Annotated in this window: 22 protein-coding genes and 1 tRNA gene; 5 read left to right on the top strand and 18 right to left on the bottom strand. The window is 56.5% G+C overall.

The features are described 5' to 3' along the window. The first annotated feature begins 23 nt into the window (after positions 1-23). From ACR0JX_RS17535 to ACR0JX_RS17520, 4 genes are all read left to right on the top strand, one after another. Positions 24-263, top strand: a complete 240-nt coding sequence (locus tag ACR0JX_RS17535; RefSeq protein WP_480499565.1) for a hypothetical protein — start codon at positions 24-26, stop codon at positions 261-263. A gap of 135 nt (positions 264-398) precedes the next feature. Continuing rightward, positions 399-1868 (top strand): flavin-containing monooxygenase, encoded by a 1470-nt coding sequence (locus tag ACR0JX_RS17530; RefSeq protein ID WP_480545068.1) that lies wholly within the window; start codon positions 399-401, stop codon positions 1866-1868. Positions 1869-1872: 4 nt separating this feature from the next. Then, entirely contained in the window at positions 1873-2847 is a 975-nt protein-coding gene (locus tag ACR0JX_RS17525; RefSeq protein WP_480545067.1) for an alpha/beta fold hydrolase, read from the top strand. Positions 2848-2932: 85 nt separating this feature from the next. Further along, positions 2933-3009 (top strand) — tRNA-Met (locus ACR0JX_RS17520). Here ACR0JX_RS17520 and ACR0JX_RS17515 read toward each other — a convergent pair. The 18 genes from ACR0JX_RS17515 to ACR0JX_RS17430 all read right to left on the bottom strand — a co-directional run bounded on the left by ACR0JX_RS17515 (position 2966) and on the right by ACR0JX_RS17430 (position 23648). After that, positions 2966-4168 carry a recombinase family protein gene (locus ACR0JX_RS17515; RefSeq protein WP_480545144.1) on the bottom strand — a complete coding sequence of 401 codons (1203 nt, stop codon included), beginning with the start codon at positions 4166-4168 and terminating at the stop codon, positions 2966-2968. The genes ACR0JX_RS17520 and ACR0JX_RS17515 overlap by 44 nt on opposite strands. 117 nt (positions 4169-4285) lie before the next feature. Then, complete coding sequence (locus ACR0JX_RS17510; RefSeq protein WP_480545066.1) at positions 4286-4579, bottom strand: recombinase family protein; 294 nt, start codon at positions 4577-4579, stop codon at positions 4286-4288. A 481-nt stretch (positions 4580-5060) separates the two neighbouring features. Then, complete coding sequence (locus ACR0JX_RS17505) at positions 5061-5288, bottom strand: hypothetical protein (protein WP_480545065.1); 228 nt, start codon at positions 5286-5288, stop codon at positions 5061-5063. After that, the gene (locus ACR0JX_RS17500) at positions 5281-5769 is read right to left on the bottom strand and encodes a hypothetical protein (protein WP_480545064.1); all 489 of its coding nucleotides are present in this window, start codon (positions 5767-5769) and stop codon (positions 5281-5283) included. The genes ACR0JX_RS17505 and ACR0JX_RS17500 overlap by 8 nt, the downstream gene beginning before the upstream one ends. Beyond that, positions 5766-7433, bottom strand: a complete 1668-nt coding sequence (locus ACR0JX_RS17495; RefSeq protein WP_480545063.1) for a hypothetical protein — start codon at positions 7431-7433, stop codon at positions 5766-5768. Before ACR0JX_RS17495 ends, ACR0JX_RS17500 begins: the two co-directional genes overlap by 4 nt. A gap of 157 nt (positions 7434-7590) precedes the next feature. Continuing rightward, positions 7591-9213, bottom strand: a complete 1623-nt coding sequence (locus tag ACR0JX_RS17490; protein ID WP_480545062.1) for a MobA/MobL family protein — start codon at positions 9211-9213, stop codon at positions 7591-7593. Between the two features lie 147 nt (positions 9214-9360). Then, entirely contained in the window at positions 9361-11142 is a 1782-nt protein-coding gene (locus ACR0JX_RS17485; protein ID WP_480545061.1) for a thiamine pyrophosphate-binding protein, read from the bottom strand. Further along, positions 11142-12551, bottom strand: coding sequence for an aldehyde dehydrogenase family protein (locus tag ACR0JX_RS17480; protein ID WP_480545060.1), 1410 nt, complete (start codon positions 12549-12551; stop codon positions 11142-11144). The genes ACR0JX_RS17485 and ACR0JX_RS17480 overlap by 1 nt, the downstream gene beginning before the upstream one ends. Continuing rightward, positions 12532-13446, bottom strand: coding sequence for a sugar phosphate isomerase/epimerase family protein (locus tag ACR0JX_RS17475; RefSeq protein WP_480545059.1), 915 nt, complete (start codon positions 13444-13446; stop codon positions 12532-12534). The genes ACR0JX_RS17480 and ACR0JX_RS17475 overlap by 20 nt, the downstream gene beginning before the upstream one ends. Before the next feature lie 154 nt (positions 13447-13600). Continuing rightward, positions 13601-14791, bottom strand: a complete 1191-nt coding sequence (locus ACR0JX_RS17470; RefSeq protein WP_480545058.1) for a Gfo/Idh/MocA family protein — start codon at positions 14789-14791, stop codon at positions 13601-13603. Beyond that, positions 14784-15458: a hypothetical protein gene (locus ACR0JX_RS17465; RefSeq protein WP_480545057.1), complete on the bottom strand. Its 675-nt coding sequence runs from the start codon at positions 15456-15458 to the stop codon at positions 14784-14786. Before ACR0JX_RS17465 ends, ACR0JX_RS17470 begins: the two co-directional genes overlap by 8 nt. Next, positions 15448-16635 (bottom strand): Gfo/Idh/MocA family protein, encoded by a 1188-nt coding sequence (locus ACR0JX_RS17460; protein WP_480545056.1) that lies wholly within the window; start codon positions 16633-16635, stop codon positions 15448-15450. Before ACR0JX_RS17460 ends, ACR0JX_RS17465 begins: the two co-directional genes overlap by 11 nt. After that, positions 16625-17461: a citryl-CoA lyase gene (locus ACR0JX_RS17455; protein WP_480545055.1), complete on the bottom strand. Its 837-nt coding sequence runs from the start codon at positions 17459-17461 to the stop codon at positions 16625-16627. Before ACR0JX_RS17455 ends, ACR0JX_RS17460 begins: the two co-directional genes overlap by 11 nt. Continuing rightward, positions 17458-19350: a bifunctional sugar phosphate isomerase/epimerase/4-hydroxyphenylpyruvate dioxygenase family protein gene (locus ACR0JX_RS17450; protein WP_480545054.1), complete on the bottom strand. Its 1893-nt coding sequence runs from the start codon at positions 19348-19350 to the stop codon at positions 17458-17460. Before ACR0JX_RS17450 ends, ACR0JX_RS17455 begins: the two co-directional genes overlap by 4 nt. Then, positions 19350-20645: a TRAP transporter large permease gene (locus ACR0JX_RS17445; RefSeq protein WP_480545053.1), complete on the bottom strand. Its 1296-nt coding sequence runs from the start codon at positions 20643-20645 to the stop codon at positions 19350-19352. The genes ACR0JX_RS17450 and ACR0JX_RS17445 overlap by 1 nt, the downstream gene beginning before the upstream one ends. Beyond that, on the bottom strand, positions 20642-21217 hold the full coding sequence (locus ACR0JX_RS17440) for a TRAP transporter small permease (protein ID WP_480545052.1): 576 nt from the start codon (positions 21215-21217) through the stop codon (positions 20642-20644). Before ACR0JX_RS17440 ends, ACR0JX_RS17445 begins: the two co-directional genes overlap by 4 nt. A gap of 30 nt (positions 21218-21247) precedes the next feature. Next, positions 21248-22258 (bottom strand): TRAP transporter substrate-binding protein DctP, encoded by a 1011-nt coding sequence (gene dctP, locus ACR0JX_RS17435; RefSeq protein ID WP_170787610.1) that lies wholly within the window; start codon positions 22256-22258, stop codon positions 21248-21250. An 88-nt stretch (positions 22259-22346) separates the two neighbouring features. Further along, positions 22347-23648, bottom strand: coding sequence for a Gfo/Idh/MocA family protein (locus tag ACR0JX_RS17430; protein WP_480545051.1), 1302 nt, complete (start codon positions 23646-23648; stop codon positions 22347-22349). Here ACR0JX_RS17430 and ACR0JX_RS17425 point away from each other — a divergent pair. Then, the gene (locus ACR0JX_RS17425; RefSeq protein ID WP_480545050.1) at positions 23647-24300 is read left to right on the top strand and encodes a GntR family transcriptional regulator; all 654 of its coding nucleotides are present in this window, start codon (positions 23647-23649) and stop codon (positions 24298-24300) included. The genes ACR0JX_RS17430 and ACR0JX_RS17425 overlap by 2 nt on opposite strands. Positions 24301-24507: the final 207 nt, after the last annotated feature.

Here is a 24507-nt window from a genome sequence, read left to right as displayed (position 1 = left end):
CATCGCAGGTGGATTTAGCAGAAATGGACAGGGCAACGCTGGATGACTTGTTGCTGGATGCGCATGCGCGCAATGATCCAGCTGCCCTCGTCACATATTACACGATGGCCGCAGATGAGCGCGAAGCCGCGGGCGACATCGACGCGGCCTGTTTTTTCCTGACCCACGCCTTTGTTTTCGCGCTCGAGCATGGCGCGCCCGAGGCCGACGGTCTCAATCAGCGTCTGGTGCGCCATGGTCGGGCTGATCGCCTAAAGCTCTGATCTCCGCAATTCCGCCCGCCGCATTTTGAGATGCGCCCGTCGTTTTGATCCGAACAAACGACAGCTTGCTTCTTACTTCAGCATCCTTATCTATGCTGGGATGATCACCATATGGTTGTGCTAAGGGGCGAGGGCTTGGATCAAAAAACGGATATGTTGATCATAGGCGCTGGCATCGCCGGGATGACCATGGCGCTTGAGGCGCGCAAACTGGGCATCCGCGACATCACCATTCTGGAAAAGGCCGATGATATCGGTGGGACATGGCGCGAAAACACATATCCCGGTGTTGCCTGCGATGTCCCTTCGCACCTTTACAGCATGGCGTCTCATCCAAACCCGGATTGGAGCCAGGTCTATGCAGGTGGGGCCGAGATACAGGCATATCTGCAAAACATAGCGCAAAAAGAAGACTTGTATGACCTCTGCCAGTTCAACCAGCGCCTGAAATCCGCCAAATGGTGCGGCGATCATTGGTACGTTGAAACCGACGACGGACAGCGCTGGACCGCTCAGTTTCTGGTTTCGGCCATCGGGGCGTTGCACATTCCCAAAATCCCCAAAATTCCAGGCGCCGACAGTTTTACAGGACCCAGCTTTCATTCCGCCCAGTGGGATCACGATGTTGATCTGACCGGAGCGAATATAGCTGTTGTTGGCACCGGCGCTTCAGCTATCCAGTTTGTCCCGGAAATCGCCAAGATCGCGAAGCGGGTAACTGTCTTCCAACGCAGCGCCCCTTACGTGCTGCCGCGCATGGATGGACCGGTCGCACCATGGGTCAGACGGCTGTACCGGCGGGTTCCGCTGCTGGCGCGGATAAGGCGGAGCCTGATCTTTGCCTATTTCGAATTCCGCCACCGCGTGTTCCGGCGCGAGAAGCTGATGGTTAAATACGCCATGCACCTTTGGCACAAAGCGTTGCATTCCGCTGTATCGGACCCGGCAGAGCGGGAGAAGCTGACACCGAACTACCAAATCGGATGCAAACGGATCCTAAGTTCGAATGATTGGTATCCAGCCTTAATGCGCGACAATGTCGATGTCATCCCATCGGGCGTGGCGGCGATTGAGGGTGATACGATCACAGCCAGCGATGGGACAAAAGTAAAGGCCGATGTCTTGGTCTGGGGGACCGGTTTTCACGTAACCGATATTGCGGAACGTCTGGACATTACAGGCGCAGACGATCTGACGCTGCGCGACGCCTGGTTAGACGGGATGCAAGCCCACCTGGGCACTGCAGTCGCCGGGTTCCCGAACTTTTTCATACTTTTAGGACCGCATACAACACTGGCCCACAACTCGGTCATTTTGATGATCGAGGCGCAGGTGCGCCATATCGGCGAAGTGCTTACGTCGATGTCGGATCAAGGCCTTCGCACAATCAACCCGCATGCGGAAAAGCAGGCCGCATTTACAAAGGAAATGCAGGATCGGCACGCAGACGCTGTTTGGCAAGACGGTGGTTGCACATCGTGGTATCAGGATGCCAAAGGCCACAATACGGCCCTGTGGCCCGGAACCGCTGCTGAGTTCCAGAAACGCATGGCCGCCGCAGGCATCGAACACTATATGCCCTTGCCCGACGCAAAAGGAGACTGATGAGATGACAATTGTTCTAAGCTTGCTGGCGCTTCTCGTGGTCTTTCTTTTGGGCATGCACCTCTGGACGCGGCATCTGACCAAGGTTGGCCTTCAGACCGTTCCTCAATTGGGCCAGATCATCCCGGTTTCGGGCGGTAGTATTCACTACGTCGAAAAAGGTGACCCCAACGCACAAACGATTGTAATGATCCACGGACTGGCCGGGCAATTGCAGCACTTCACCTATGGGCTGATGGATGAGCTTGCGGATGAGTATCACGTGATCGCCTTGGATCGATCAGGTTGTGGATATTCCACCCGCGACACGGCCGAGATGGGCCGTTTGCCGGATCAAGCCCGCATGATCACCGAATTCCTCGATGCCAAGGGCGTCACGGACGCCGTACTGGTCGGGCATTCACTGGGCGGAGCGGTCTCACTTGCCATCGCTCTGGACTACCCAGACCGCGTGTCTAGCCTGGCCTTGCTTGCGCCCTTGACCCATCAAATGCCAAAGCCGCCAGAGGTGTTTAAGTCCCTCGAAATCCGCACGGCCTGGATACGCCGCCTGATCGGAAACACCTTGGCTGTTCCCATTGCGTCCAAGACCGCACCCCATGTCTTGCAGGTGGCCTTTGACCCCGAAACAGCCCCTGATGATTTCCTGGAACGCGCTGGCGGTGCGCTTGGCTTACGCCCATCAGCCTTTATCACCGCATCCCAGGATCTTGTCGGGGTAGATGACAGCATCGCAGCCCAAAGCGCGCGCTATCCCGAGCTGAAAACACCCGGAGGTGTTTTGTACGGTTCACAGGATACGATCCTGTCCCCTGCAATGCATGGGCCGCAAATGCAGCAGTTCGGACTGACATATCAAGAGGTTGAAGGCCTGGGTCATATGACCCCCATCACCGTGCCAGAAACATGCGCCGATTTCATACGCAAGGTGATCCAGAACGCTGCGAAGGCAGACAATACATCAACTGATGTCGGTTGAGGTTAGATCAGGAAAATTCCCTGTCGAAGCGACGATTTCCCCCTTGACCCTCTCCAACGGCTCGCTTACATCGCCTTTCACTCATGGCGGAGTAGCTCAGTTGGTTAGAGCAGCGGAATCATAATCCGCGTGTCGGGGGTTCAAGTCCCTCCTCCGCTACCACTAAACCCCCCACTTTTTTGGAACGGTTTGAAACCAGGGCGCTAAGGCGGCCTTTCACTTCGACCGGCACGCTGCCTTCCTCGGTCGGAGACACAACGATCTCCGAAATCAAGCCGCGCACCGCATCACGTGCTTTTGGATTCGGATTGCCGTCATGCGACTGCATGGAAGAGATCATTTCATCCAGTGCCGTGACATAACTGGTTGCTGTCGCAGGATTGAATTCGAGCGCCTTCTCCTTCTCGTCAAAGCTGGCCAATACGTCCGCGGCAACTGAGGCGCGTTCTTTGGCCTCGGTCAACTTTGCCTCGCCTTCGACTCCTTCAAGAATTTCCATCTCAAAAAGCTCGATACGGCGCGATAGCAGCTTGTTAGCTTCTGCTACAGCGCGTTCGAGCTTCTTCCTGTCCGGTTTGTCCGCTGCGTTGAGTTTGCGACGTTCTTCATTGTAGGTGCGGATGAACTCATCGATGTAGGTTGGCTCAGACAACTCCTTTCGCAGTTCGGTCAGCAGAGCGCTCTCGATCTTGTCGAGGCGAACCTTCCCGTTATTGTTGCAGGAGCCACTCTCTTTGGCCGTTGAGCAATGGATGCGGATGGTATTGCCGTTTCTGTCATGAATCGACATGCCGCCACCGCAGCACCCGCATTTGATCAGCCCCGAGAACGGGCGCACAGGGTTTCGGGTCGATTTTCCCGATCGCTTGGCCGCAGACTGCGTGGCCAAACGCCGCTGAACTGCGTCCCAAAGATCCTCTTCGACAATACGAAGGTGCGGAACTCCCACAAATTTCCAGTCTTTGACCGGCTTTTCACGGCTGACCCTTTTGCCTGTTATCGGGTTTCGTACCATTTTGACGCGATCCCAAACGAGTATGCCAGCATAAAGGGAATTTCTGAGAATACCGTAGCCGCGCTTGCCGTTTCCATTCAGCGTTGACGCGTTCCACTTCGTCCCACGAGGCGGTAACTCACCGCGAGCGTTGAGCTCATGAGCAATATCTCGCGGGGAGGCTCCTTCTGCGTAGGCCTTATAGATTTGGCAAATAACTTCTGCTTCGTGTGCCTTGACCTGGAGCTCCCCGGGTTTTCCCGCAATAGGTGAGTAACCATAAGCCTTACCGCCGGCACTCAAACCTTTGGCTATGTTGCCTGACATTCCGCGATGCACTTTTTCACGCAGATCTTTGAGGAAAACCGTACCGACGAAGCCGCGAAGGCCAATCTGGAGTTCCGACTGTACCCCCTCGCTGGCTGAAATGATTTCGACGCCGGCTTAGCTAAGCAGTTTATGCACCTTATGAAGATCACCTGCGTCCCGGCTGATCCGATCAACACACTCCACGACCAGTGCATCAATTTCCCCCGCACTCGCCGCTTCGAGAAGATTAGCAAAACCAACTCGCCCAATCAGAGTCTCAGAGGTTTTGGCCCTGTCTTCGAATGTCCGGACCTCCCTATAGCCTTCACTTGTCAGGTAGCGTCGGCAGAGCTCCACCTGATCTTCAATGGAGCGCTCCGACTGGAGCGTGGTCAAATAGCGGGCGTAGATCGCAGCGCGGCGTTGCATTCTCTCGAGTTCCTCGCGTCTTGTTGTGCTGCCGCCCGGGCCAATTCCCGGACGAGCTCAAGCAAACCAACATCTGGCGTCGGGTTTTGCTTTGCTGCCGGGGACTTGGTGATCTCTTCACAAATCGAAAAATCGGTTTGGATCGGTTTTTGAACTGTCATGGTGCTCGCTTTATGTTTCAACGAGCGTGAGATCGGTCTCCTTTAGAAAATTTAGAAACGCAGTTTAAACCGAACGGTTCGGAGAGCGAGAAACGCTCTCCGATAGCGGCAAGCTAAGTCTGCGCTTCTGCGATCACTCGACGAGATATGCGGTCGGCACGACGCAGGTTCTGGATGAGTTGAAGACGCCTGCGAAGCGTTACCAAAGGTTCAACCGTCAGGTTCAATTCGGCTGCTTGATTTGTCAGCCGCCAATTTATCCACGCACCGCCCAGGCAATTCTCATCCGTGATCACCTCGCTCACCCATCCGGCTTCTATCTAAGCCAAGACAGGCTGGAGCAGAGATTCGAGATCGTCGAGATCGCGATCACCGAACATTTCGCCCGCACCGAGGCGCGAGCCAAAACGATAGGCTATGCGCGCGCCGCTGGGCTCCAGACTGTCGATCAGCATGTCGAGTGCCTTTGACGCTGAGGGCACCATGTTGAGCGCTTCGAGGATCGCGGCCTCGATCGGCAATAGCTGCTGTGCGATGCTATCATACATAGCGCACCTCCCGCGTATCCGGCCGTCCCTTGCGACGCGTTTCCACCGTGACGGCGCGTATCTTTCGACCCGAGCCTCTGCTGCCGAACCTACGGGAGCGCCGGATATCGCGTTCTGCATGTATTCGTGCGCGAACGCGATGAAGTCGATCCAGCGCTGCGTCGGCGAGTTCACCCAATACGGGCGTTCCATCGGAGTTTCTGTCGAAGCCGCTGTTGTCGACAGATACGGAAACACGTCGAGCCGCATTGAAGCGTGTTGGCGCCCTCAAAGAAGCCTGTTCCCGCTCCTCTTCCGAACGCACATCGACGCAATAGGCCTGCTTACGTGGACAGGGGTTCGTTGTGCCGTAAGCCAGAACCGCAAAGCGCTCACCGGCCATTTCCTCGACATCAATAACCAGCGTCGGCCGAACTTTGGGATCATCCTCTCCCATCGTTTCATGGGGGAAGCGAAACGCGACGACATCGCCAACTTTCAAACGGGATTTCCAGTTCTCGGAGGGCAGCGCGATTTCAGTTTAAGTGTCATGAGACATCCTTCATCGAAGTTGAAAAGAGCAGCGTCTTCCACCGTGTTTGGGCTGGTTCCCACTTTCGGCTGCGCGACATCCGGACTGCGCAGTCGAAGGTGGGCGACCTGCTTTTTCCGCTGTTTCGGTTCTCGTCCGTGCGCTGTTGTCCGGTCTGTTGCAGCTTTCCGATCTGTCGCCAGCGTGTTCGAAGTGTTTCCAATGGGTCGGTTGACGGGTGTTTCCGACTGCTGTGCCTCTGTTGGAGGTCCACAGAGTTCTCTGTGTCCAGAATGGTTCCCCTGTAGTGGACATGGACCTGTCCGGTCCGGAGCAACGGGCAGCTCTGGGAGTGTTCCTACCTTCTTGCGCGCGTAATACTGGGACCTACCGAGACCATAGTTCAGCCAGGGCTTGTTTCTCGATGCGTTGTTTTCCAGTAGGTACTGATCTCGCGAGGTACTCCCCTGAACAGCACGTCGTGCTCGTTCCCGTTCAGCTTTTCTGCGGTGGCGCTCTTCCGCTGGCATCACCTGACGCATGCTCAACTGACGCGCCATATCCGCTGATACGTCGAGACGCTCCGCAACAGTCGAGCCGCTGTAACAATATCTCTCGCTCTCGCGTGCATTGTCGCAAGCTTGCAGCTTTGACTTAGCAAGAGCCTGCTTGATGATTGCGTTTGTTTCATTCCTGCATAGCCTGGGGGTTGCCGTATCTGCCGCTCGTTGAATGTGACCTTCGATGCGTTTGGTGTCTGACTGATGGGTCAGGCAGGTGGCATAGAAGTGCAGCCAGGTGTTTCGGTATCCCACAGGGATCACCCCACCGTGGTAAATCCGGTAAGCCTCGAGATCTTTCAGGATCTGTTCAAATCGCTCAGCTTGGGTCAATCCCCGCGGCATTGTCTGACTACCCGGCTCCCGATCCTGACGCTGCTTGCGGCGCTCCGTAAGCTCGGAACGGGTGGGCCGCCCGACGGCGGCAAAAATCTGATCAGCAAGGACATCAAAATCCTGGCGTTGGCAATTCCCACCAGACACCCGAACGACCCGGCCCGATTTCTCGTTTCGAGTGCCAGGAATGCGAAAGACGCGAGCTGGGTCGTTGCAAGTACGATCCGAACCAAAGGGAGCAAGCAGATCCATCAATGCCCGGATTGCCGCCTGCCAGCGGGATAGTGCAGCAGGTGGCATCGAATGGATCAACCAGATTGCCGCCAGTCCTCGTCCCGTCCGCAAATAGAATGATGGCTCAGAGACACTGCGCATCAGAAGATGGTCTGCGACGGCTGCCTGAACGTTCTCTTCACCCTCAGCGCGCCAGCCGGGATCGTTGTGAAAGTCCAAATTGACATAGAGCGTATTCAGACTTGCCAGGCTGGAGTTCCTGCGTCGACCATTGAACCGGTTCAACGAGATGAACGATGTGCGATCCAGCAGCGCATGAAGGCACGCTACAATCCCATCCGGAGAGCGGGTGAATTGTTGGCTGGCCTCCCCGGAATTCTTGATCAGAACGGCAGGCTTACCAACCGCACCGACGGGATGGAGAAGCTGAACATACTCCTTTGGCGAAACGGTGTGGGTGTCATCTGAATGCGGGGCAAAGTCGCGCGGATCGGTGTGCTTCATCCGCGGGAATTGGCTCTACGGTTGTAGGCACAGAAAAATCCAAGCAAAGAAAGGCAAGGCCCGGGTGACGTCCCATGCTCGTCAACCGATCAACGGCTCGAGTCCAAACAATATCGATCGCATCCAGTATTGTGCCCTGCAAAAACGGGATTCGGTGTCATCTTGTACGCTGACGCGGCTTGCGTGTTCTTACACGCCGTATGTTGGAAACCCGATCATTCTGCTGGAGCTGAGGTAGGTGATACGCCTCAAGGTCGACATCAGAGGAGAATTCCTCATCGAGGATGTCTAATGGCACGACGTTTATGCCTTCTGTCGCCCATCGAACCGCTTTCTGGTATGCTGTCTCAGTTCTTAGACATTCTATTTGCGACGAAGCTTCCAGCGCAGCTTTCACTTCGCGATCGGATCTCGCCTTCAGCATTCGACGTTTCTCATCGCTGGCCGTTTTCTTGCGGGCAGCCTCTCTCTCCTGCGCGATACGCTCCGCTTCGAGGTCGTCTCTCTGACGCTCCAGGGCGCGCAGCTGCAACCAGGAGTGCCAGAGTGTTGAATTGTGTTCTTGGACAGCCTGGCGCCGTACTCCGGCAACGGTGTCGTCGCTTCCGCTTTCTTGCAATCTGCGGCGCGACCTGGCGGATCTGCGTGGCCCGACATGATCTTGTCTTGCCAGGCCTTGCGGTGCATCGCCTGTCTTGGCCATCTCGGCATACGAACGAAGATCAACCCGCGCTGGAGAGCCAATCTTGCGCAGGGCCGCGTTGGTCCGCTTTTCCCATTCTCCGCGGATACGCTTGATTTCTCCGGGGCCTGAGGTTCTGTCGTCAAGAACACGCGTTTTCTCTCCAAAACCACCCGTGATCCTATCAACCTTCCGCGTCGTCATCAGGATGTGAGCGTGGAAATTCAGGTTGGTCTTCGATGGATCGAAGAGCCTCTGCTCGTAGTCTTCCCGCGTCAGTTCGAGTTTGCCCGCATTGTGCCGTTTCTCTTCCTCAGGACACAGGAAACGCGTCGCGTGAACGTCGGCTTGAACGGCAACGCCGTATTCATCGCGAAGCCAGAGGCAGAAGCCGCGGACAAGCCCGACCTGCTCGAGAAGCGGTAGCTCGCGTGGCAGGGAGGGGCGCAGTTCGCGGATGACTCTTGCATTCCTTCGGCGTTCAGAACGCTCGGCTGCGTTCCAGAGCTCCTCGGCACTTCCTGTCCAGTTGATCAATTCATGCGACAGGAGGCCACCCTTTCTGCCCGGCGAAAACCGTCGTCCAACCCGCGCATCCCGGAAGGTGGTGCGTGCGGTGTATGTGGCGGATTTGACGGCGGAGCGGCCGTCAGCACGAGAATGTAGGATGACTTCGAGTCTGCTGGCGGGGTGTATCATGTAAAGGACATCGGGCCCCAACCCGATCTCCGCACAAAAAAAGCCCGCGGCAGGCGCGCAAGCAAACCCCAAGTTTGCGTAACTGCGCGCATTGCCCAGCGGGCATGCGGACGGCCGCTCACGAGGCGGCCTGGCGAAGCCACATTTTCCCGCCCGGGTAGCGAAGCCGGGATCCAAGCCGCATTTCTTGTCCGACCACTGAAAAGGGAGGGCGAATTGGCGGACCTGGATCAACAAATCGAACAGGCGCGCGCGAGACTCAGGGACCTTCAAGCCCGGGCGAGCAAACAACGACGACGCGATGAAACGCGCAAAAAGATTATCTATGGCGCTGCTGTTTTGAAGCTTCTCGAGGAAATTGAGAGAGACAAAGCTGATCGGTTGCTCAAGCTTCTGCACGAACGTATCTCACGCGACTCAGATCGAGAGCTGTTAGGGCTGTAAACCCAGTTAGATCCTCTTGAGGCACTGCCCGCTCTCAGAAGGGTTGGCTGACTTGGGCCTATTGAAAGAAAAAACTGGCGCGGCTTACCGCGCTCAGTATCGTCAGGTCGCGACGTGCGAAACATCCCTGTCTGGCGAATAGATGTCGAGAATATTCCAATGCCCGGTTGTTGGTGTCGGGTTGTTGATCATTGGCACATCGAGCACGGTTGGTTTGCCACTGGCGATTGCCGCTTCCAGTGCGGGCAACAACTCGTCAGCAGCGCTGAGTCTGTGCCCTTCCGCGCCATAGGCTCGCGCTATGTCAGCATAGCCCGGTCCGTTTGCGGGTGCGGCGGCTGATCCGGGGAACATGGTTCCATAGGTCAAACCGTAATGCGCTTTTTGAAGGCCGGCGATCGTTCCGAAGGCGTTGTTGTTCATAACCAGCCAGATGATGCCCAGATCGAGTTCGACGGCCGTTGCGAGCATCGACGGGTTTTGACCGAAGCCACCATCGCCCACCAGACTGATCACCACGCGATCAGGTGCCGCCAGTTTCGCGCCGATCGCACCCGGCGGGCCAAAACCCATCGTCGCGAACCCGCCCGGGGTCAGTATTGAACCGGGTGTCAGGATATCGAATTGCTGTCCGACTCCGTTCTTGTTCCACCCAACATCCGTGGTGATGATGGCATCCTCGGGCAGTGCTTTGCGAGTATCTGCCAGAATACGTTCGGGCATCATCGGAAAGGCCGATGAGGTTGCCATTTCCACGTTGCGCGCTTTGAAGTCCGTCCGGAAGTCAGCGATCTTCTGTTCCAGTGCGGGGCGTTCGAAGCCCTCAGGATATATCTCGCGAGCGACCCGGTTGAGGACGCGCAGCGCGGCTTTGGCATCCGCAACGACTCCGATCTCGGTGGGATAATTCCGGCCGATTTCCTGCGGTTCGATGTCGATATGAATGACCTTTGAGCCGGGAATGTTGAACGTATAGCCGGGATACCAACTGGAGCAATCGGCCTCTTTGAACCGGGTGCCCACGGCAAAGATGTAGTCGGCATTCAGGCAGGACTGGTTCACCAGTTCGGTGCCCCAAAACCCGGTCATGCCCAGCACAAGCGGATGGTCGTCCCGCAATGCGCCCTTGCCCATCAGGGAATGCGCGACGGGCAGACCCATATGTTCGACAAACTCGCGCAGCTCCTCGCTGGCCTGCGCCAGAAGGATACCGCCGCCGACATAGGCGACCGGGTTTTCGGCTTTAGCCAACGCTTCGACAATCTCTCTCGCTGTCTCGTCGTCAATCGATGGTTTCTTGAGCGCGCGCGTGTTGTCGCGGATACGGTCGAAACTGTCTGAGGAGATCACCTCTGAAAAGATATCCATGGGGACATTGACTAGTACCGGCCCGGGCTGGCCGCTTTCAGCGAGATGAAACGCCTTTTCCAGAATCTCGGCCATCAGGTCCGCCCGATCTACGCGCCATGCACGTTTGACAAAGGGCCGATAAATCTCCCACTGGGCAGCGTCTGCGTGCAGGTTCACTTCCTGATGTGGATGTTTGCCGTAGTAGTGCGAAGGAATATCGCCCGCGATCACGACCATAGGGATACAGTCCAAGGCCGCGTTGGCGACCCCGGTGGCGCAATTGGTCAGTCCCGGGGAGAGGTGGGACAGCACCACCGAGGCCTTGCCCGTCACGCGGGCATAAGCATCCGCCGCGTGGCTGGCGATTTGTTCGTGTCGTACTGTGACAAAATCGATAGGACTTTCCGCCAGCGCAGCCAGAACCGCGATGTTCGTGTGCCCGCACAGGCCGAACACATGTTTGACCTCACGACGCTCAAGGAAATCAACGATGTGTTCGGCGACGGTTTTACCGTCCAGTTTGCTTGCGTCCATCACGCGACCTCCTGTCCGTAGAACTCACCGAACAAGTCCGGCTCCGAGGGGCGATCCTCGGGGATGGGACGGCTGACCCAAGTGTAGTTCATCATGTGTTTCATCGTGACGTTTTCGTTGGTGATGTTGCCGCCCCAGATGCCGCAACCCAGACTGCTGGTCATAGGCATACCATTGGTCCAAGCACCCGCATTGGCCTTGGATTGAGGCTGCCGAACCATCATCCGGCTGACCGGAGCCAGACGCGCCAACCGGTCGATATGATCGTCATTGTGGCTGTAGATGCCGCAGGAATGGCCCTTGCCCCCGGTGTTGTAGATCTGGCTGACCGTTTCCAGCGCGTCATCAAACGTGTTGAAGTGATAAAGCGCCATCAGCGTGGTCAGTTTTTCCTTGGAAAACTTGTGCTCTGGCCCGATTTGCCCCTGATTTTCAACCATCAGAAACTTGCGATCTTCGGGGATGCTAAAACCGGCGACTTTGGCCGTTTGCTGCGGCGGACAGGCGATGGTCGGGAAGGTGCGATTGCCCTTTTCGTCCCACATGGCCGCTTCAAGCATGGCCTTCTCTTCATCCGAACACAGGTAGCCGCCCTCGGCTTGAAGCGCCTTGACCATATCGTCGTAAACTGAGCGCTGGATGATGATGTTGCCGTCGGCCGAGCAGCCCGAGCCATAGTCGGAGGTCTTTGAAAGACGAGTGTTCTGCGCGGCGATGTCCAGATCGGCGGTTTCATCGATGACGATGGACGAATTGCCCGCGCCGACGCCATAGGCCGGGCGACCAGAACTGTAGGCCGCTTTGACCATCGGCTTGCCACCCGTTGCCAAAGTCAGGTCGCAGATCTCCATCAGATGTTGCGTCAATGGGATCGACGGTTTGCGGATCGACTGGAACAGGTCTTCGGGTGCGCCTGCTGCTCGACAAGCTGCGCGCATGACCTCGACCATCTCAAAGGTAGTATGGGCGGTCCGAGGGTGCGGACTGAAGATAACCGCATTTCGGGCGTTGGCGGCGGACACGCCAGTCACCGGTGGTGTCATCGCTGGATTGGTCATCGGAATCAGGGATGCGATCACACCGGCAGGCTTGGCATATTTTACCAGACCCTTTTCTTCGTCTACTTCTACGATCCCGGTCGATGGTGTCCGCAAGACATCACGCAGCACCATGTGAATCTTGAATCGCTTCGCGGGGCGCCCTTCGCGATCTCCGATACCGCTTTCGTCCACGCCTTGCTGGGCCAGACGCGTGAAGGTCTTCTCGTTCCCAGCATACCACGCAATTGCCTGAGACAGGCGGTCCAGCCTGTCCTGATCCCAATCCTCGATTTCGGCCATGGCAGCGCAGGCGCGCGCCAGCATATCGGCCGCGAGTTGTCGGTCGTTTTCAGTGAGCTCTTTGCCCATGATGATCCTCTTGGTGTATTAGAATTGCTGCATCGGGCATGCGGCGCTGTGACCGCGCCTCGCCGAATGTTCGCTTGGCGTGGCTGAGACAGCGACGCGCGTGTTCTTCATATCCCAACTCGGCAACGCGGCTTTGGTTGGGCAGTTCTATGGAGTAGTCGACGGGTGGCATCCGTTCGATGATGCCGGTGAAGTCAATCCAGCCTTCGCCGGGGTACAACCTTGCATCACGGGCCAACTGGATCATGCCCTCACGCGTATCGGCGATGCCGGGCAGACAATCAGAGATATGCAGGAAGTGAAACAGGTCCGAAGGGACGTGCAAAAGCTCCCCGAGATCCACTCGGCTGAGGTGCAGATAAAGCGTATCGACCAGAATACCGCCATTCGGCTGATCAGAGGCGCGGACAATATCCAACGTCTCGTCCAGCGTGCGCAGGCGGGAAAAGCTTGGAAACTCCAGATCCACTGTCAGCCCATAGGGCGCTGCCAGTTCGCAGGTCTCGGAATAGACGTCGATCAGGAAGTCACGATCATCACGGGTGTTGGTCCACGCGCTCATGATCATGCGTTTTGCGCCCAGCTCTCCGCCAATTTCCAACGAAGGCTCAAAACTGCGCGGGTCGACATCTTCGGTGATGCGCGCAAGTTCGACATCAAGGACTTTCAAGCCGGTGGTAGACAGAGCCGTTTTGGTGGCCTGCACCTGCGCCTTGTCGATTGGGGATTGGGTGAATTCACCGGGCACATGCATCGGAATAAACCGGGGGCTGACGGCATCGTACCCGGCCCGCGCGGCGATATAGACCAACTCGGGCGGTGTGCAGCCAATCAGCGTCAGATGCGCCAAGGAATAGAGAGAGGGGCTTGCGCCAGCCTCTTCGGGTTTCACCATGAACGACAGCTCCACGTGTCTGCGAATCTCAAATTCATCACACGTAGTAAAAAATATCTGATATTTTTTAAAATATCAACTTTTATTGCTGGGCAGGAAATGAAAACGCCCGAGCAATAGCCCGGGCGTGTTTAACCTTTGTGTTGGCGGGGCTTTAGATGGCGACCCAGTCCCCTCCGGACTGGTGAGAGCGCACAGAGGCATCAATGAATCGAACACCGTCTGCGCCTTGATCGACACTGGGATAAGAGAGCCAATCGGCCGGAACGGTAACGCCATCCCGACGCGCCGCGACGGCCATGGCAAATTCCGTATAGAGATTGGCCCAGGCTTCGATAATCCCTTCGGGAAAGCCGCGTGCGGTACGGATCAGACGTTCCGCACCGGGGCCGATGCCGTGCCCGTGACCTCGACTGATCACACGGTCCGGCTCACCGAACCGATTGAACTTCAGCCGTTCCGCATTCTCCAGATCCCACTCCAGACCGCCTTCGCTGCCGAAGACCCGCAACCGCAATCCACCCCGATTTCCGGGGGCAAGACGCGTCGCCATCAGGGTTCCCGGAACCTCGTTTTGATAGCGGGTGAACATGAACACAGTGTCTTCCAAGGGCTTGGGCGCGCCGCAAACATGGAACTCGGCCCGCAGGTCGGTCATGGGCAGACCCGAGACAAAACTGGCGAGATGCGCGGCATGGGTTCCGATATCGCCGACACAACTGGTTGGACCTGAAATCTTGGGGTCCAGCCGCCATTTCACATGGGGCGCATCGGCCACATCATCGGGCGTCATCCAGTCTTGCATGAACTCAACATGGATCTGGTTGATCTTGCCAATACCGCCTTCCGCCACGATTTGCTTGGCTTGCCGGATCACCGGAAAACACGACATCGCATATCCGACGGCAAAGACCTGTCCCGTGCGCGCGGCGACCTCCTCAAGCCCCTCGGCCTCGGCAACTTCGTTGGTCAGGGGCTTGTCGCACAGTACATCAATGCCTGCCTCCAGAAACGCTTTGGAAGCTTCAAAATGAACGTGGTTCGGGGTAGTGATCATGACGGCATCTACGCCATCCGGGCGTGCCGCCTCGGCCTGTGCCATCTCCTCGAACGACGCATAGCACCTGTCTGCTGGCAGGAACCACTCGGCCCCGCGCGCCTTGCTGCGCTCGGCATCTGAACTGAGCGCGCCTGCGGCGACGTCCCATCGGTCGCTCATCCGCGCTGCCATCGCTTGCATGACAGAAATCCGTCCACCGCCAACAACGCCCAGCCGCAAACGGCGAGACAACCGGGGGAATGGGCCGTCAAAGTTCAGGTCTTCGGGTAAAAGTCTCTCAGCCATTCTGAACCTCCATTTCCGGGACCCGTACGCCTTCCGGCAGCATTTCCACCGCCATGAAGATGCTGGGGGTAATCGTCTCGTATTGATGCCAGGGATAGTTGCCTTCGTCGTCATACATCGGCTTGTGGGTCGTGCCGGGGGCCATGAATTCTTCGAGGTAAAGCGTCTCAACATCCCGCTCTCGGCATTGCTGCATTTTACCGAAGCCAACGATTTGCGTGTGCACTTCGCGAAAGCCGGGAACCGGGCAGAACGGATGATCCTTGTGCAAACCGACATTCAGCGGAACCGAGCCCGAGTGGTACATGGTCAGACCAACGTTACCCACGAAGACCTTCGGCGACATGTAGTGGCTGACACCGCGCAAACGCTCCTCTTGGCGAACATCAAAAGCAGATGGCCATGTATCTTTCACCCATGCGAACAACTCATTCTCATCGGCATGGGCGTCGAATCCGTGGACAATGACGGCACGTTCCACGCCGTTAAGCGCGCTGTCTTGCACGATCACAGACGAAAGCGGTGCAACGGTCTGATCCACGACTGAAAGGTCTCGTCCCCCAAGGTTCAAAACAATTGCACGACCCTCGACAGGTATTCTGTCTTCATCGGTGATATGATGGACGCGAAAGAATGGCTGGGCAAAGTCGAGTGTCTCAATCGGCATTCGCCAACTCCTTCCTCTCATCATTCAGGAAATCGACCGGCAAAGGCTCCGGTGCTGAGCAATGGCTTTCTATCGTCTGATAGGCGCCAAATTTCGGTGCCCGTTCTATCGCGTCCATGACCTCGAAAACGTGGTAGGCAAGCGCTCCACTTGCACGGGGTTGGCGTCCTTCTTGTACCGCCAGAGCCAGATCCAAAAGGCCAAGCCCGCGGCTATCCTCATTGAACCCATGTTTGTTTTCGACCACCTGCCAGTCTTCGCGACCGGTTGGACGAGGTTGATGAGACCAGCGCGAGGTGTCCCGCGTTTTCAGCCAGACATCCCCTTGAAAGATATTGGCACCATGAACCGGGTCAGCATCAGGAATGCTGATGGTGCCGTTTTCACCGTAGATCTCGAACCGAGGCGTTTCGCTGTCCCAGACGTCGAAGCTCATGGTCATCGACCCTATGGCTCCGGATGAGAACTGAAGCAAGCTTAGGGAGTGCGTGTCGACCTCGACATCCATCCATTCACCGTTGCGCGGGCCATTTTCGATCATTCTTTTGTCGAACGTGCGTCGCGCCATTCCGGCGACGCAGTCAACGGGGCCAAGGCAACAGACCATCGCCGTCAGGTAGTATGGCCCAAGGTCCAGCAAGGGCCCGCCACCGGCTTGATAGTAGAAATCCGGATTGGGATGATGTCGTTCGGTGCCGTGGGTTCCGACATGGGCAAAAACCCCGGTCGGTATGCCAATGGCACCTTCATCGATCAAGCGCCGAACGGTCTGCCAGCGACCGCCCAGAAACGTGTCGGGTGCGCAGCCGACCAGCAGCCCCTTTTCCGAGGCCATGTGCAGGATCGCCCTTCCATCCGTTCGGTTCATAACCAGCGGCTTCTCGGAATAGACGTGCTTGCCCGCCTCCAACGCGCGCAAACTGATTTCCGCATGCGCCGCCGGAATCGTCAGATTCAAAACGCAGTCGATCGTCGGATCATTGAACACCTCATCTGGCGCACAGGACTTGGCGATACCGTATTGATCTGCTTTGGTGCGGCTTTCCGAAGGATCAAGGCTTGCGCAAGCCACGACCTCAACGTTTGAGAATTTGGATAGTGTTTTTAGATAAATATCGCTGATACGACCACAGCCGATAAGGCCGACCCGGAAGGATTTCGATGTCTCACCTGTCATCATTCCTGTCTTCGTAGAGGGGTAAGTAATCCGGGGGCATCGGCCCTTTGTTGCGGCCACCCTGGTTCATCTGTTCCCAGGCGTGGGCGAGTATTCCGACCGAACGGGACAGGCAGAACAACCCGCGCGACAAGGGCGCAGGAAAGCCAAGTTCGCAGAAGATCACAGCTGTCGCGCCATCAATATTCATGGCAATGGGCCGACCGCCGCGTTGGCGACCGAGTTCGGCCTGAACCTCTTCTCCTATATTAGCAAAGCGACCCGATACAGTGCCTTCTGCCGCCGCATCACGAACAAGTTGCATCAACCGGGGTGCGCGTGGGTCGACGGGCTTGTGAAACCTGTGACCAAAGCCCGATACGATCTTGCCGTAGGTCTCGCGCCAGCCGTCCAAGCCATCCCGAACAGCATCATTCAGCGAAACTCCCGCATCCATGCGGACTGCGATATCATAGTACAGCTCTGCACACTGCTCGCCTGCCCCGCCGTGCACGTCGCCCAGCATGTTCACCGCAGTTGCCATCGCATTATTGAGACCTACCCCGCAGGTCGCAGCCATTCGCGCCGCCGCGATCGAGGGAGCCTGCGGGCCGTGATCCACGCCTGCGACCAAAGCAGCCTCGAACAGGCGCGCCTGCGCGTCGCTGGGCAGATCACCCCGCACCATCAGCCAGATCATCTGCGGGAAAGATACGCTCCCGATCAGATCCTCTATGGCGTTGCCGCGAAAAGCGATCTGTCCGGGTTTCATGTCGATGATCGAGGTGCGCCACCATTGGCGAACAGCCCGCTCATCCATTGTCATGTTTTCATCCAGCACGGTCATTGAGTCTGCACCTCTTTGAGCGTCTGGGTTTTGCTTTGCGCAGCAAGGCGAATGGGCGCGTTACGCGCGCCATAACCGGCATACCCCAAGCGCCGCTCAACAATTTCGAAGAAGAAGCCGTTGAAGATGGGGCAGCTGTATATCTGAAAATACTCGGAACCCGCTGCCCGATCGTAGAGAATGTTGCCTCCGCGCAGTTGGGCAACCAAATCGTCATCCAATCCAAAAGCCGCTTGCAGATCAGCGTAGTAGTTTTCAGGGATGGACAGGCTGGGAAAGCCGGACTTGAGCAACTGGGCTGAGGTTTCAAAAATATCATCCGACTGGAAGGCAATGTGCTGAACACCGGCTCCAAAGCCATCTTCAAGGAATGACGCCGCCAGTGTTCGACGCCCAACTGCCCCATTCAGGTTTAAGCGCACTTCGCCTTCGGGACTTTCGATAGCCTGGCTTTGCACGACACCAGACGGGTCGGCGACGTTCACGATAGGGGATTTTGCCATCTCGAAAGTCGAAATGTAGTAGAGTAGCCAGCTTTGCATCTCATCATGACGCATCGTCTGGGCCAGATGGTCGATACGACGCAGACCGGCAGGTTGGGTGGCTTTGGTTTTCGCAACCGGCTCGAACTCGATGTCCCAGACACGGTGTAGATCGGATTTCTCATCGATGAAATGGACAACACTACCACCGACACCTCGGATTGCGGGAATGTCCAGCTCGCCGGTGCCCACCGGCTGTGAGAAATTCGGCGCGCCCAGTGCAGTCGCGCGTTGAACCGTTTGATCCGCATCCTTGACACGCAATCCCATATCACAAACCGAAGGGCCGTGGCCCAGAAACGCCGAGTGGGCAAAGCCTTCCTTTTCGGTATTCACGACGATGTTTATGGCACCCTGCCGCCACAGCTCGACAGACTTGGTTACGTGCTTTCGTTCCATGCGAAAACACATGGCCGAGAGCATATCGGCCAGCTGCGCACCGCTTACTTCATCAGAAGTAAATTCGACAAATTCAAAGCCTGACGCATAGACCCGTTCCGGCAGGTCCGGGATGCCAAAATCAGTTCCCGGCTCGGTCCGGGATACCTCATCCAGGAGGTACAGCAGCGACCTGTAGCTGTCTCGGGCCAGTGTCCGGCCACCGGGTTGAGGAGCTGCTTCATTGACACGCGCAATAGACCAAGGCCCCTTGTACCCAGCGCGGGACAACACCCGCACAAAGCCCGCAAGGTTCAGCGACCCAAGCCCCGGCAGAAGCCCAAAGTGCCGTTTGAGCCGACGTATGTCCATCTCAAGTCGGGGTGCATCGGACAGTTGCACATGGAACAGCCGCCCTCCGGGAATATCCCGAAGGCGGGCGGGTTTGGACCCGTCGGCAAGCGAGAAGAAAGAATTCAAAGCCAACCCCAGATGAGGGCTGTCGACAGCATCAACGACGCCTAACGCCTGTTCATCCGAGTGAATAAGATCCGACCATGGCAAGCCCATATAGGCCAGACGCATCCCCATTTCTTTAGCGATTTGGGCCGCCTCGCCAAGATCTGCGATTACCTGTTCTCCGGTCGCAGCGGCATCGACCTCGAATGCGGACCCAATTAGCAGCAGATCCGTACCCAACTCGCTCATCAGATCGAGTTTGCGCTTAAGCCGATCAAAGGCGCGCTCCCGTCCGGCGCCGGCCTGACCTTCAAGGTTATGGAAGGGTTGTAACAGGCAAATCTTCAGGCCGAGATCTGATGCAATTTTCCGAATTTGCGATGGCGGCCCGTCAAAAGCGGTCAAATCCGGTTCGTGCAATTCGACGCCACCGAATCCCGCGTCAGCGATAGCACTCAGCTTTTCAGCCAGATCACCGGGGATCGACGTTGTCGAAACCGACAGGCACATTATCCCTGATATCCAAACATACGCGGCAACCACAGGACCAGATCCGGCATCAGCATCATGATCACCAAGGCGAAGATGAGAACCGCGAGGAATGCCCAGATTTCGGAGATGATTTCGCGCAGCGGAATGTCCGTCACGGCGTTGATCACAAAGAGTAGAATGCCATAGGGCGGCGTGATCAGACCGATCATCGAGTTCACGACAACCAGCACTCCGAAATGCACCAGATCAATCCCGAGCGCTTCGCAGGTTGGAATGAACAGGGGCACGATCACCAGAATGATCGTTGTTGCGTCCAGCACGCATCCCAGCGCAAGGATCAGCAGGTTGACGAGGATCAGAAACACAATCGGGCTGACATCGGAACCCTCCAGCAGGGCTGAGATCGACTGTGGAATTTGTTCCTGAATGACGATGAAGTTCAGGATGAACGCACCACCAATGACCACGCCCACAGCGGCGGAAGACCGTGCGCTGTCGACGAACACCTGATATAGCCCCCGGAAGGTCAGCGCGCGATAGAACAACGCTGCCAGCAGCAGGGCGTAGAAGGCAGCAACTGCGGCGGCCTCGGTCGGCGTGGTGACGCCGCCATATATGCCGTACAGCAGGATCGCGGGCATCAGCAGCGCCGGGAACGCATTGGCGGTTTTTGCGGGCAACTCGCGCAACGGAACAGGTTCTTCCAGTGCAAAGTTCCGCTTTCCGGCCAGATAGTAGTTCATCGCCATGAGGACGACGCCCATGATCAGGCCGGGCAGAATCCCTGCCAGGAACAGCGACCCGATAGAGGCTTTCGACACCAGCGCATAAAGGACCATCGGGATCGAGGGCGGAATGATCGGGCCAATCGTCGCCGACGCCGCTGTGATTGCGGCTGCATAGCCCCGGCTGTAACGACCATCCTTGGTCATCATCTCAATGATGATCTTGCCGATCCCGGCAGCATCCGCGACGGCAGAGCCGGACATGCCGGAGAAAATCAACGACGCAACTACGTTGACGTGCCCGAGGCCGCCCTTGAAACGACCGACCGCAGCGACGCAGAAGTTCAGCAGACGGTCCGTGATCGACCCCGCGTTCATGATATTGGCGGCGACGATGAACAACGGCACGGCAAGCAGGATCGTGCTTTTGTAGAAGCCTTGCAGGATTTTTTCGCCCGCCAGCGCGACGTCCAGACCAGCGACACCCAGATACATCAGTGACGCCAAAAGGATGGAATAGCCGATAGGGGTCCCGATACCTGCCAGAACAAAAAGGGCCAGCAGGCAGGAAAGAAGTTCAAAACTCATTTGCTTGCGTCCCCGTCGTCTTCCACGTCAACGCGGGGATGTTCGTAGACCACGTTAAATCCCACGACCATTTCAAGTTCAGTTTTAGGTGGGCCGTTGCGCATGATGTCAAAGAACAGCCATCCATAGCGCGCGGCTACGACCAGCATGAACACCGCGTAGATCGAAAACACCGTGCGCAGCGGTACCTTCTCGCCCGAGAAGGGGTTTCGCACGGTCGCGGTCTTGCGGATTTTCATCCAATCGATGTAATCCCACGTCGGCAGGAAACTGTAGAGCATCCCAATGACGATGGCGGCGGCTGCGAGCATCGCAAAGACCTGACGGACACGTCGGGGTACCGACAGGTAAATGATGTCAAACTTCACGTGATCCCGCTCGCGCACGATGAAGGCGCAGCTAAAAAAGATCACCCAGACCCACAAAATGCCGATCAGTTCAAGCGTCCATCCAGCGGGGGTAAAGAAGTACCGCAGAAGAATTTGTAGAAGGAAGATCAGGAAGATTGCCGCCAGCATCCCGCCGGCAATCGCCTCGGTCAGTCGGGAGAACCCTTTGATAAAGGCTTTCATTATGGTTCTCCCTCCCTTGTCTTACTGGGCTCAGTTGCCCAGAGCGTTGATCTGATCCAGAACGCCTTCGGGCCATGAACCTGCAAACTCGCTGTCCAGATACATGGACTGTACCTGATCACGGAACGCTGCGAGATCGGGTTCGTAGATCTCCATCCCCTGCTCTTTCAGGAAGCTGACAAGGTCCTCTTCTTTCTGAAGCTGCTTCTGGCGGCCGGATTCAGCTGCAGCATCCGCAGCTTCCTGAACCTTGGCCTGCTGTTCCGGTGTTAGCCCGTCCCAAACCTCTTTGCCGATTGCGATATAGTTCAAGTCGACCAAGTGCGATGTTAGGATGATCTGATTGGTCACTTCGTAGAACTTGGCATCCACCACGGTCGGCAGCGGGTTGTCCTGACCATCTACGGCGCCGGTCGACAGAGCTGTGTAAACCTCTGAGAACGCCATTGGTGTCGGGGCGGCACCCAGCGCTTTGCCAAGGAACTGCCACGCATCTGTGCCCGGCATCCGCAGGTTCACACCCTCCAGATCAGCCGGAGTGCTGACGGTCAGTTCATCCTTGGGCTGGCGCAGGTTCACCTGACGACGGCCCAGATACATGACCGACAGCAGTTTGACGCCCAACTCTTCTTCGGCCTTTTGCTTGAAGGCATCCATCAAGGGATCGTTGAAGACAGCCACCTGATGCGCGGCGTCCTGGTGGACATAGCCTGCGGTAAATATCGAAAACTCGGGGAAGAACTGTGCCAGCTCCTGCGCCGAGGTGATCGACATTTCCAGGTTGCCCCGGCTGATGGCGTCCAATTCGGTTCCTTGGGCGAAGATGGTTCCGTTGTAGCTAGGCTCATAGCTTGCGAAATCAGCGACCATGGGTGCGAAAACCTCGGCCATGGCGACCGAGCGCTGATCGGTTTCCGACCCCGACGTTGCGAGGCGAAGTTGCACTTTGTCGTCTGCAAGCGCACCACTTGTTGCGCTGAACAGAACACCGGTTGCAACCAGGGCTGATACAGCAGCCCGGCGGGTAAGTTTGGTAATCACTTTGCTCCTCCCTGAGACATCATGATGCTTTTTTCCGATTCTGAGTTTTGACCTATTTTGGACATTTTGCAAGATTTTTTACAAAATATCAGATATTTTGTACAGCTGGTACATTAGCGATCGGTGTCTGCTGAAACCTATCTATCCTGATCGTTCCACCGGTTCTGCAAGAATTCTGAATGGCCTCAATGACTTGAAGCGTTCTGAAACCTTCCCATCCAGACACAATCGGCTCGGCTTCGTGCCGAGCTACTTCAACAAAGTGCCTAAGCTGATTGACCAAAGGATCAGAAGCGCCCTTCTTGAGCGCTGTGGACGAGATGGGAGTCCACCAGTCTCTTTGCTCATCCCGATAGCTCCAGAGCCGAAGGTCAGGGACGGATAGCGACCCATGAGAACCGCCGATCATGTAGCTGCTTTCGGTGGTTGGTGGATAGATTGGATATTCCTGAGACGTCATCTCCCAACTCCATGGCGCGACGATGCTGTCGGACACGCTTATGGTACCAATGGCTCCGCCTTCGAATGTCAGCAACGCGCCAGCAACATCCTCGTTGTCGTACCCGCGTTGCGATGCAGCCGACTGAGCCTGCACGGTCACGACCTCTCCGGCCAGATACCGAAGAAGATCCACATCATGGACAAGATTGACCGAGATGGGCCCTGCACCGGGTTTCTTTCTCCAGGGCGCAGCATCAAAATATTCGTCTGGCTTATAGAACCAACAATTCGCATGGACAGCGCGCACATCTCCAATCCTCCCATCGACAATGGCTTCCTTAGCTGACCGAATCAGGGGATTGTGCCGACGATGATGCCCAACCATCAGAGGCACATTCGCCTTCTCCGCTGCTTGAATAAGCTCAAGTGCAGCGGTGGCTTCGACGGCGATCGGCTTTTCGACAAGAACGGGACAACCATGTCGAACACACGTGAGGCCTTGTTCAACATGAAGAGTGGTAGGGGTCGCCAGAACAGCTCCGTCCGGCGTCTGATTTGCAAACATTTCCTCCAACGTCTCGTAACACGCGATCGCGTGCTCAACGGCGTAGGCACGACCTTCGTCGCTGGGATCGACCACCGCGACGAGATCAACATAGCGCAACGCTCGGATAGCGTCTGCGTGGCGGCGTCCAACAAGACCAATGCCCACAATGGCAATGCGAAAATTCTTAGACACTTTGCTTCCTTCCGGAGGGTCCGGAAAATCCCGAAACCGAAGATTGTGATCGAGCTGCTTTACCCAACTTGGCCACGACCGTATTGGGCTTTTCGCGATTCCGCAATAATGTATGATATTTTTATTTTTACCATACATCGGTTTGGATTGCTGATGTCTCTGAAAAATGCTAATTGAACGAGGAAACTGATAATATCGGGTGAAACGCATGGTGAAACAGCCGTCTACGATAGGTGCAAGCACCTATCAGCGCATCAAGCGGGACATCATCTTCGGGGAACTGCAGCCCGGCTCCAAACTGAAGCTGGACGCCTTGAAGGAACGCTACTCAGCAAGCCTTTCGACACTTCGTGAAACGCTGAACAGGCTCGCTAGTGACGGATTTGTCGAAGCTCCCGAGCAACGAGGTTTCCTGGTCACGCCGGTTTCACGAGATGACCTAACCGAGATATCAGAGCTGCGCGTTCTGTTGGAATGCCACGCGTTGGAGTTGTCCATTGCGAACGGCGACACAGACTGGGAAGGCAACCTTGTTGCCGCACACCACAAACTGCACCTGATGGAACAGCAGCTTCTCAAGGGCGATGAGTCCGAGAAAGAAACCTGGAAACGATATGATTGGGAGTTTCATCAAGCAATGATCGCGGCCTGCAACTCCAAAAACCTTCTGTCTCTGCACTCGATCATATACGACAAGTACCTGCGGTATCAGATGCTCGTGTTGACTTATCGAGGTGAAGAAGCGGTCAAGGAGCACAAGGGCATGTTCGATGCCGCGCTGGCCAGAGACGCCGACACGGCGAAGAGGCTGTTGGAAGATCACATTCGAAATGGCCTCCAGCATACCTTGGAGGCTATGTAAGACGTTCCCCTTGCCGCAATAGCGACAGCCTTCAACGCAGAGCACCCCGGTGAAGGCCAATTTCTTTTGATCGAATTCGCCAGTCAGGGCACCGCTACGACAATTGACCTTTCGGCTTACCCCTTGAAGGTCACGGCACCCATATTTTACAGAGTGTTAATGTGTGGGGTTTGTGTCCAAGACGGACCTCCGCTACCAGTTCCCCAA

The organism is Ruegeria sp. AH7, assembly GCF_056541325.1.
This window is presented reverse-complemented; position numbering and strand designations above follow the sequence as displayed.

Bases quoted from the DNA above. Each gene is read 5' to 3' on its own strand.
- ACR0JX_RS17535 (WP_480499565.1), top strand. From the start codon at position 24: ATGGACAGGGCAACGCTGGATGACTTGTTGCTGGATGCGCATGCGCGC.
- ACR0JX_RS17525 (WP_480545067.1), top strand. From the start codon at position 1,873: ATGACAATTGTTCTAAGCTTGCTGGCGCTTCTCGTGGTCTTTCTTTTG.
- ACR0JX_RS17515 (WP_480545144.1), bottom strand. From the start codon at position 4,168: ATGTCAGGCAACATAGCCAAAGGTTTGAGTGCCGGCGGTAAGGCTTAT.
- ACR0JX_RS17510 (WP_480545066.1), bottom strand. From the start codon at position 4,579: ATGCAACGCCGCGCTGCGATCTACGCCCGCTATTTGACCACGCTCCAG.
- ACR0JX_RS17505 (WP_480545065.1), bottom strand. From the start codon at position 5,288: ATGTATGATAGCATCGCACAGCAGCTATTGCCGATCGAGGCCGCGATC.
- ACR0JX_RS17495 (WP_480545063.1), bottom strand. From the start codon at position 7,433: ATGAAGCACACCGATCCGCGCGACTTTGCCCCGCATTCAGATGACACC.
- ACR0JX_RS17485 (WP_480545061.1), bottom strand. From the start codon at position 11,142: ATGGACGCAAGCAAACTGGACGGTAAAACCGTCGCCGAACACATCGTT.
- ACR0JX_RS17480 (WP_480545060.1), bottom strand. From the start codon at position 12,551: ATGGGCAAAGAGCTCACTGAAAACGACCGACAACTCGCGGCCGATATG.
- ACR0JX_RS17475 (WP_480545059.1), bottom strand. From the start codon at position 13,446: ATGGTGAAACCCGAAGAGGCTGGCGCAAGCCCCTCTCTCTATTCCTTG.
- ACR0JX_RS17470 (WP_480545058.1), bottom strand. From the start codon at position 14,791: ATGGCTGAGAGACTTTTACCCGAAGACCTGAACTTTGACGGCCCATTC.
- ACR0JX_RS17465 (WP_480545057.1), bottom strand. From the start codon at position 15,458: ATGCCGATTGAGACACTCGACTTTGCCCAGCCATTCTTTCGCGTCCAT.
- ACR0JX_RS17460 (WP_480545056.1), bottom strand. From the start codon at position 16,635: ATGACAGGTGAGACATCGAAATCCTTCCGGGTCGGCCTTATCGGCTGT.
- ACR0JX_RS17455 (WP_480545055.1), bottom strand. From the start codon at position 17,461: ATGACCGTGCTGGATGAAAACATGACAATGGATGAGCGGGCTGTTCGC.
- ACR0JX_RS17450 (WP_480545054.1), bottom strand. From the start codon at position 19,350: ATGTGCCTGTCGGTTTCGACAACGTCGATCCCCGGTGATCTGGCTGAA.
- ACR0JX_RS17445 (WP_480545053.1), bottom strand. From the start codon at position 20,645: ATGAGTTTTGAACTTCTTTCCTGCCTGCTGGCCCTTTTTGTTCTGGCA.
- ACR0JX_RS17440 (WP_480545052.1), bottom strand. From the start codon at position 21,217: ATGAAAGCCTTTATCAAAGGGTTCTCCCGACTGACCGAGGCGATTGCC.
- ACR0JX_RS17425 (WP_480545050.1), top strand. From the start codon at position 23,647: ATGGTGAAACAGCCGTCTACGATAGGTGCAAGCACCTATCAGCGCATC.
- ACR0JX_RS17430 (WP_480545051.1), bottom strand. From the start codon at position 23,648: ATGCGTTTCACCCGATATTATCAGTTTCCTCGTTCAATTAGCATTTTT.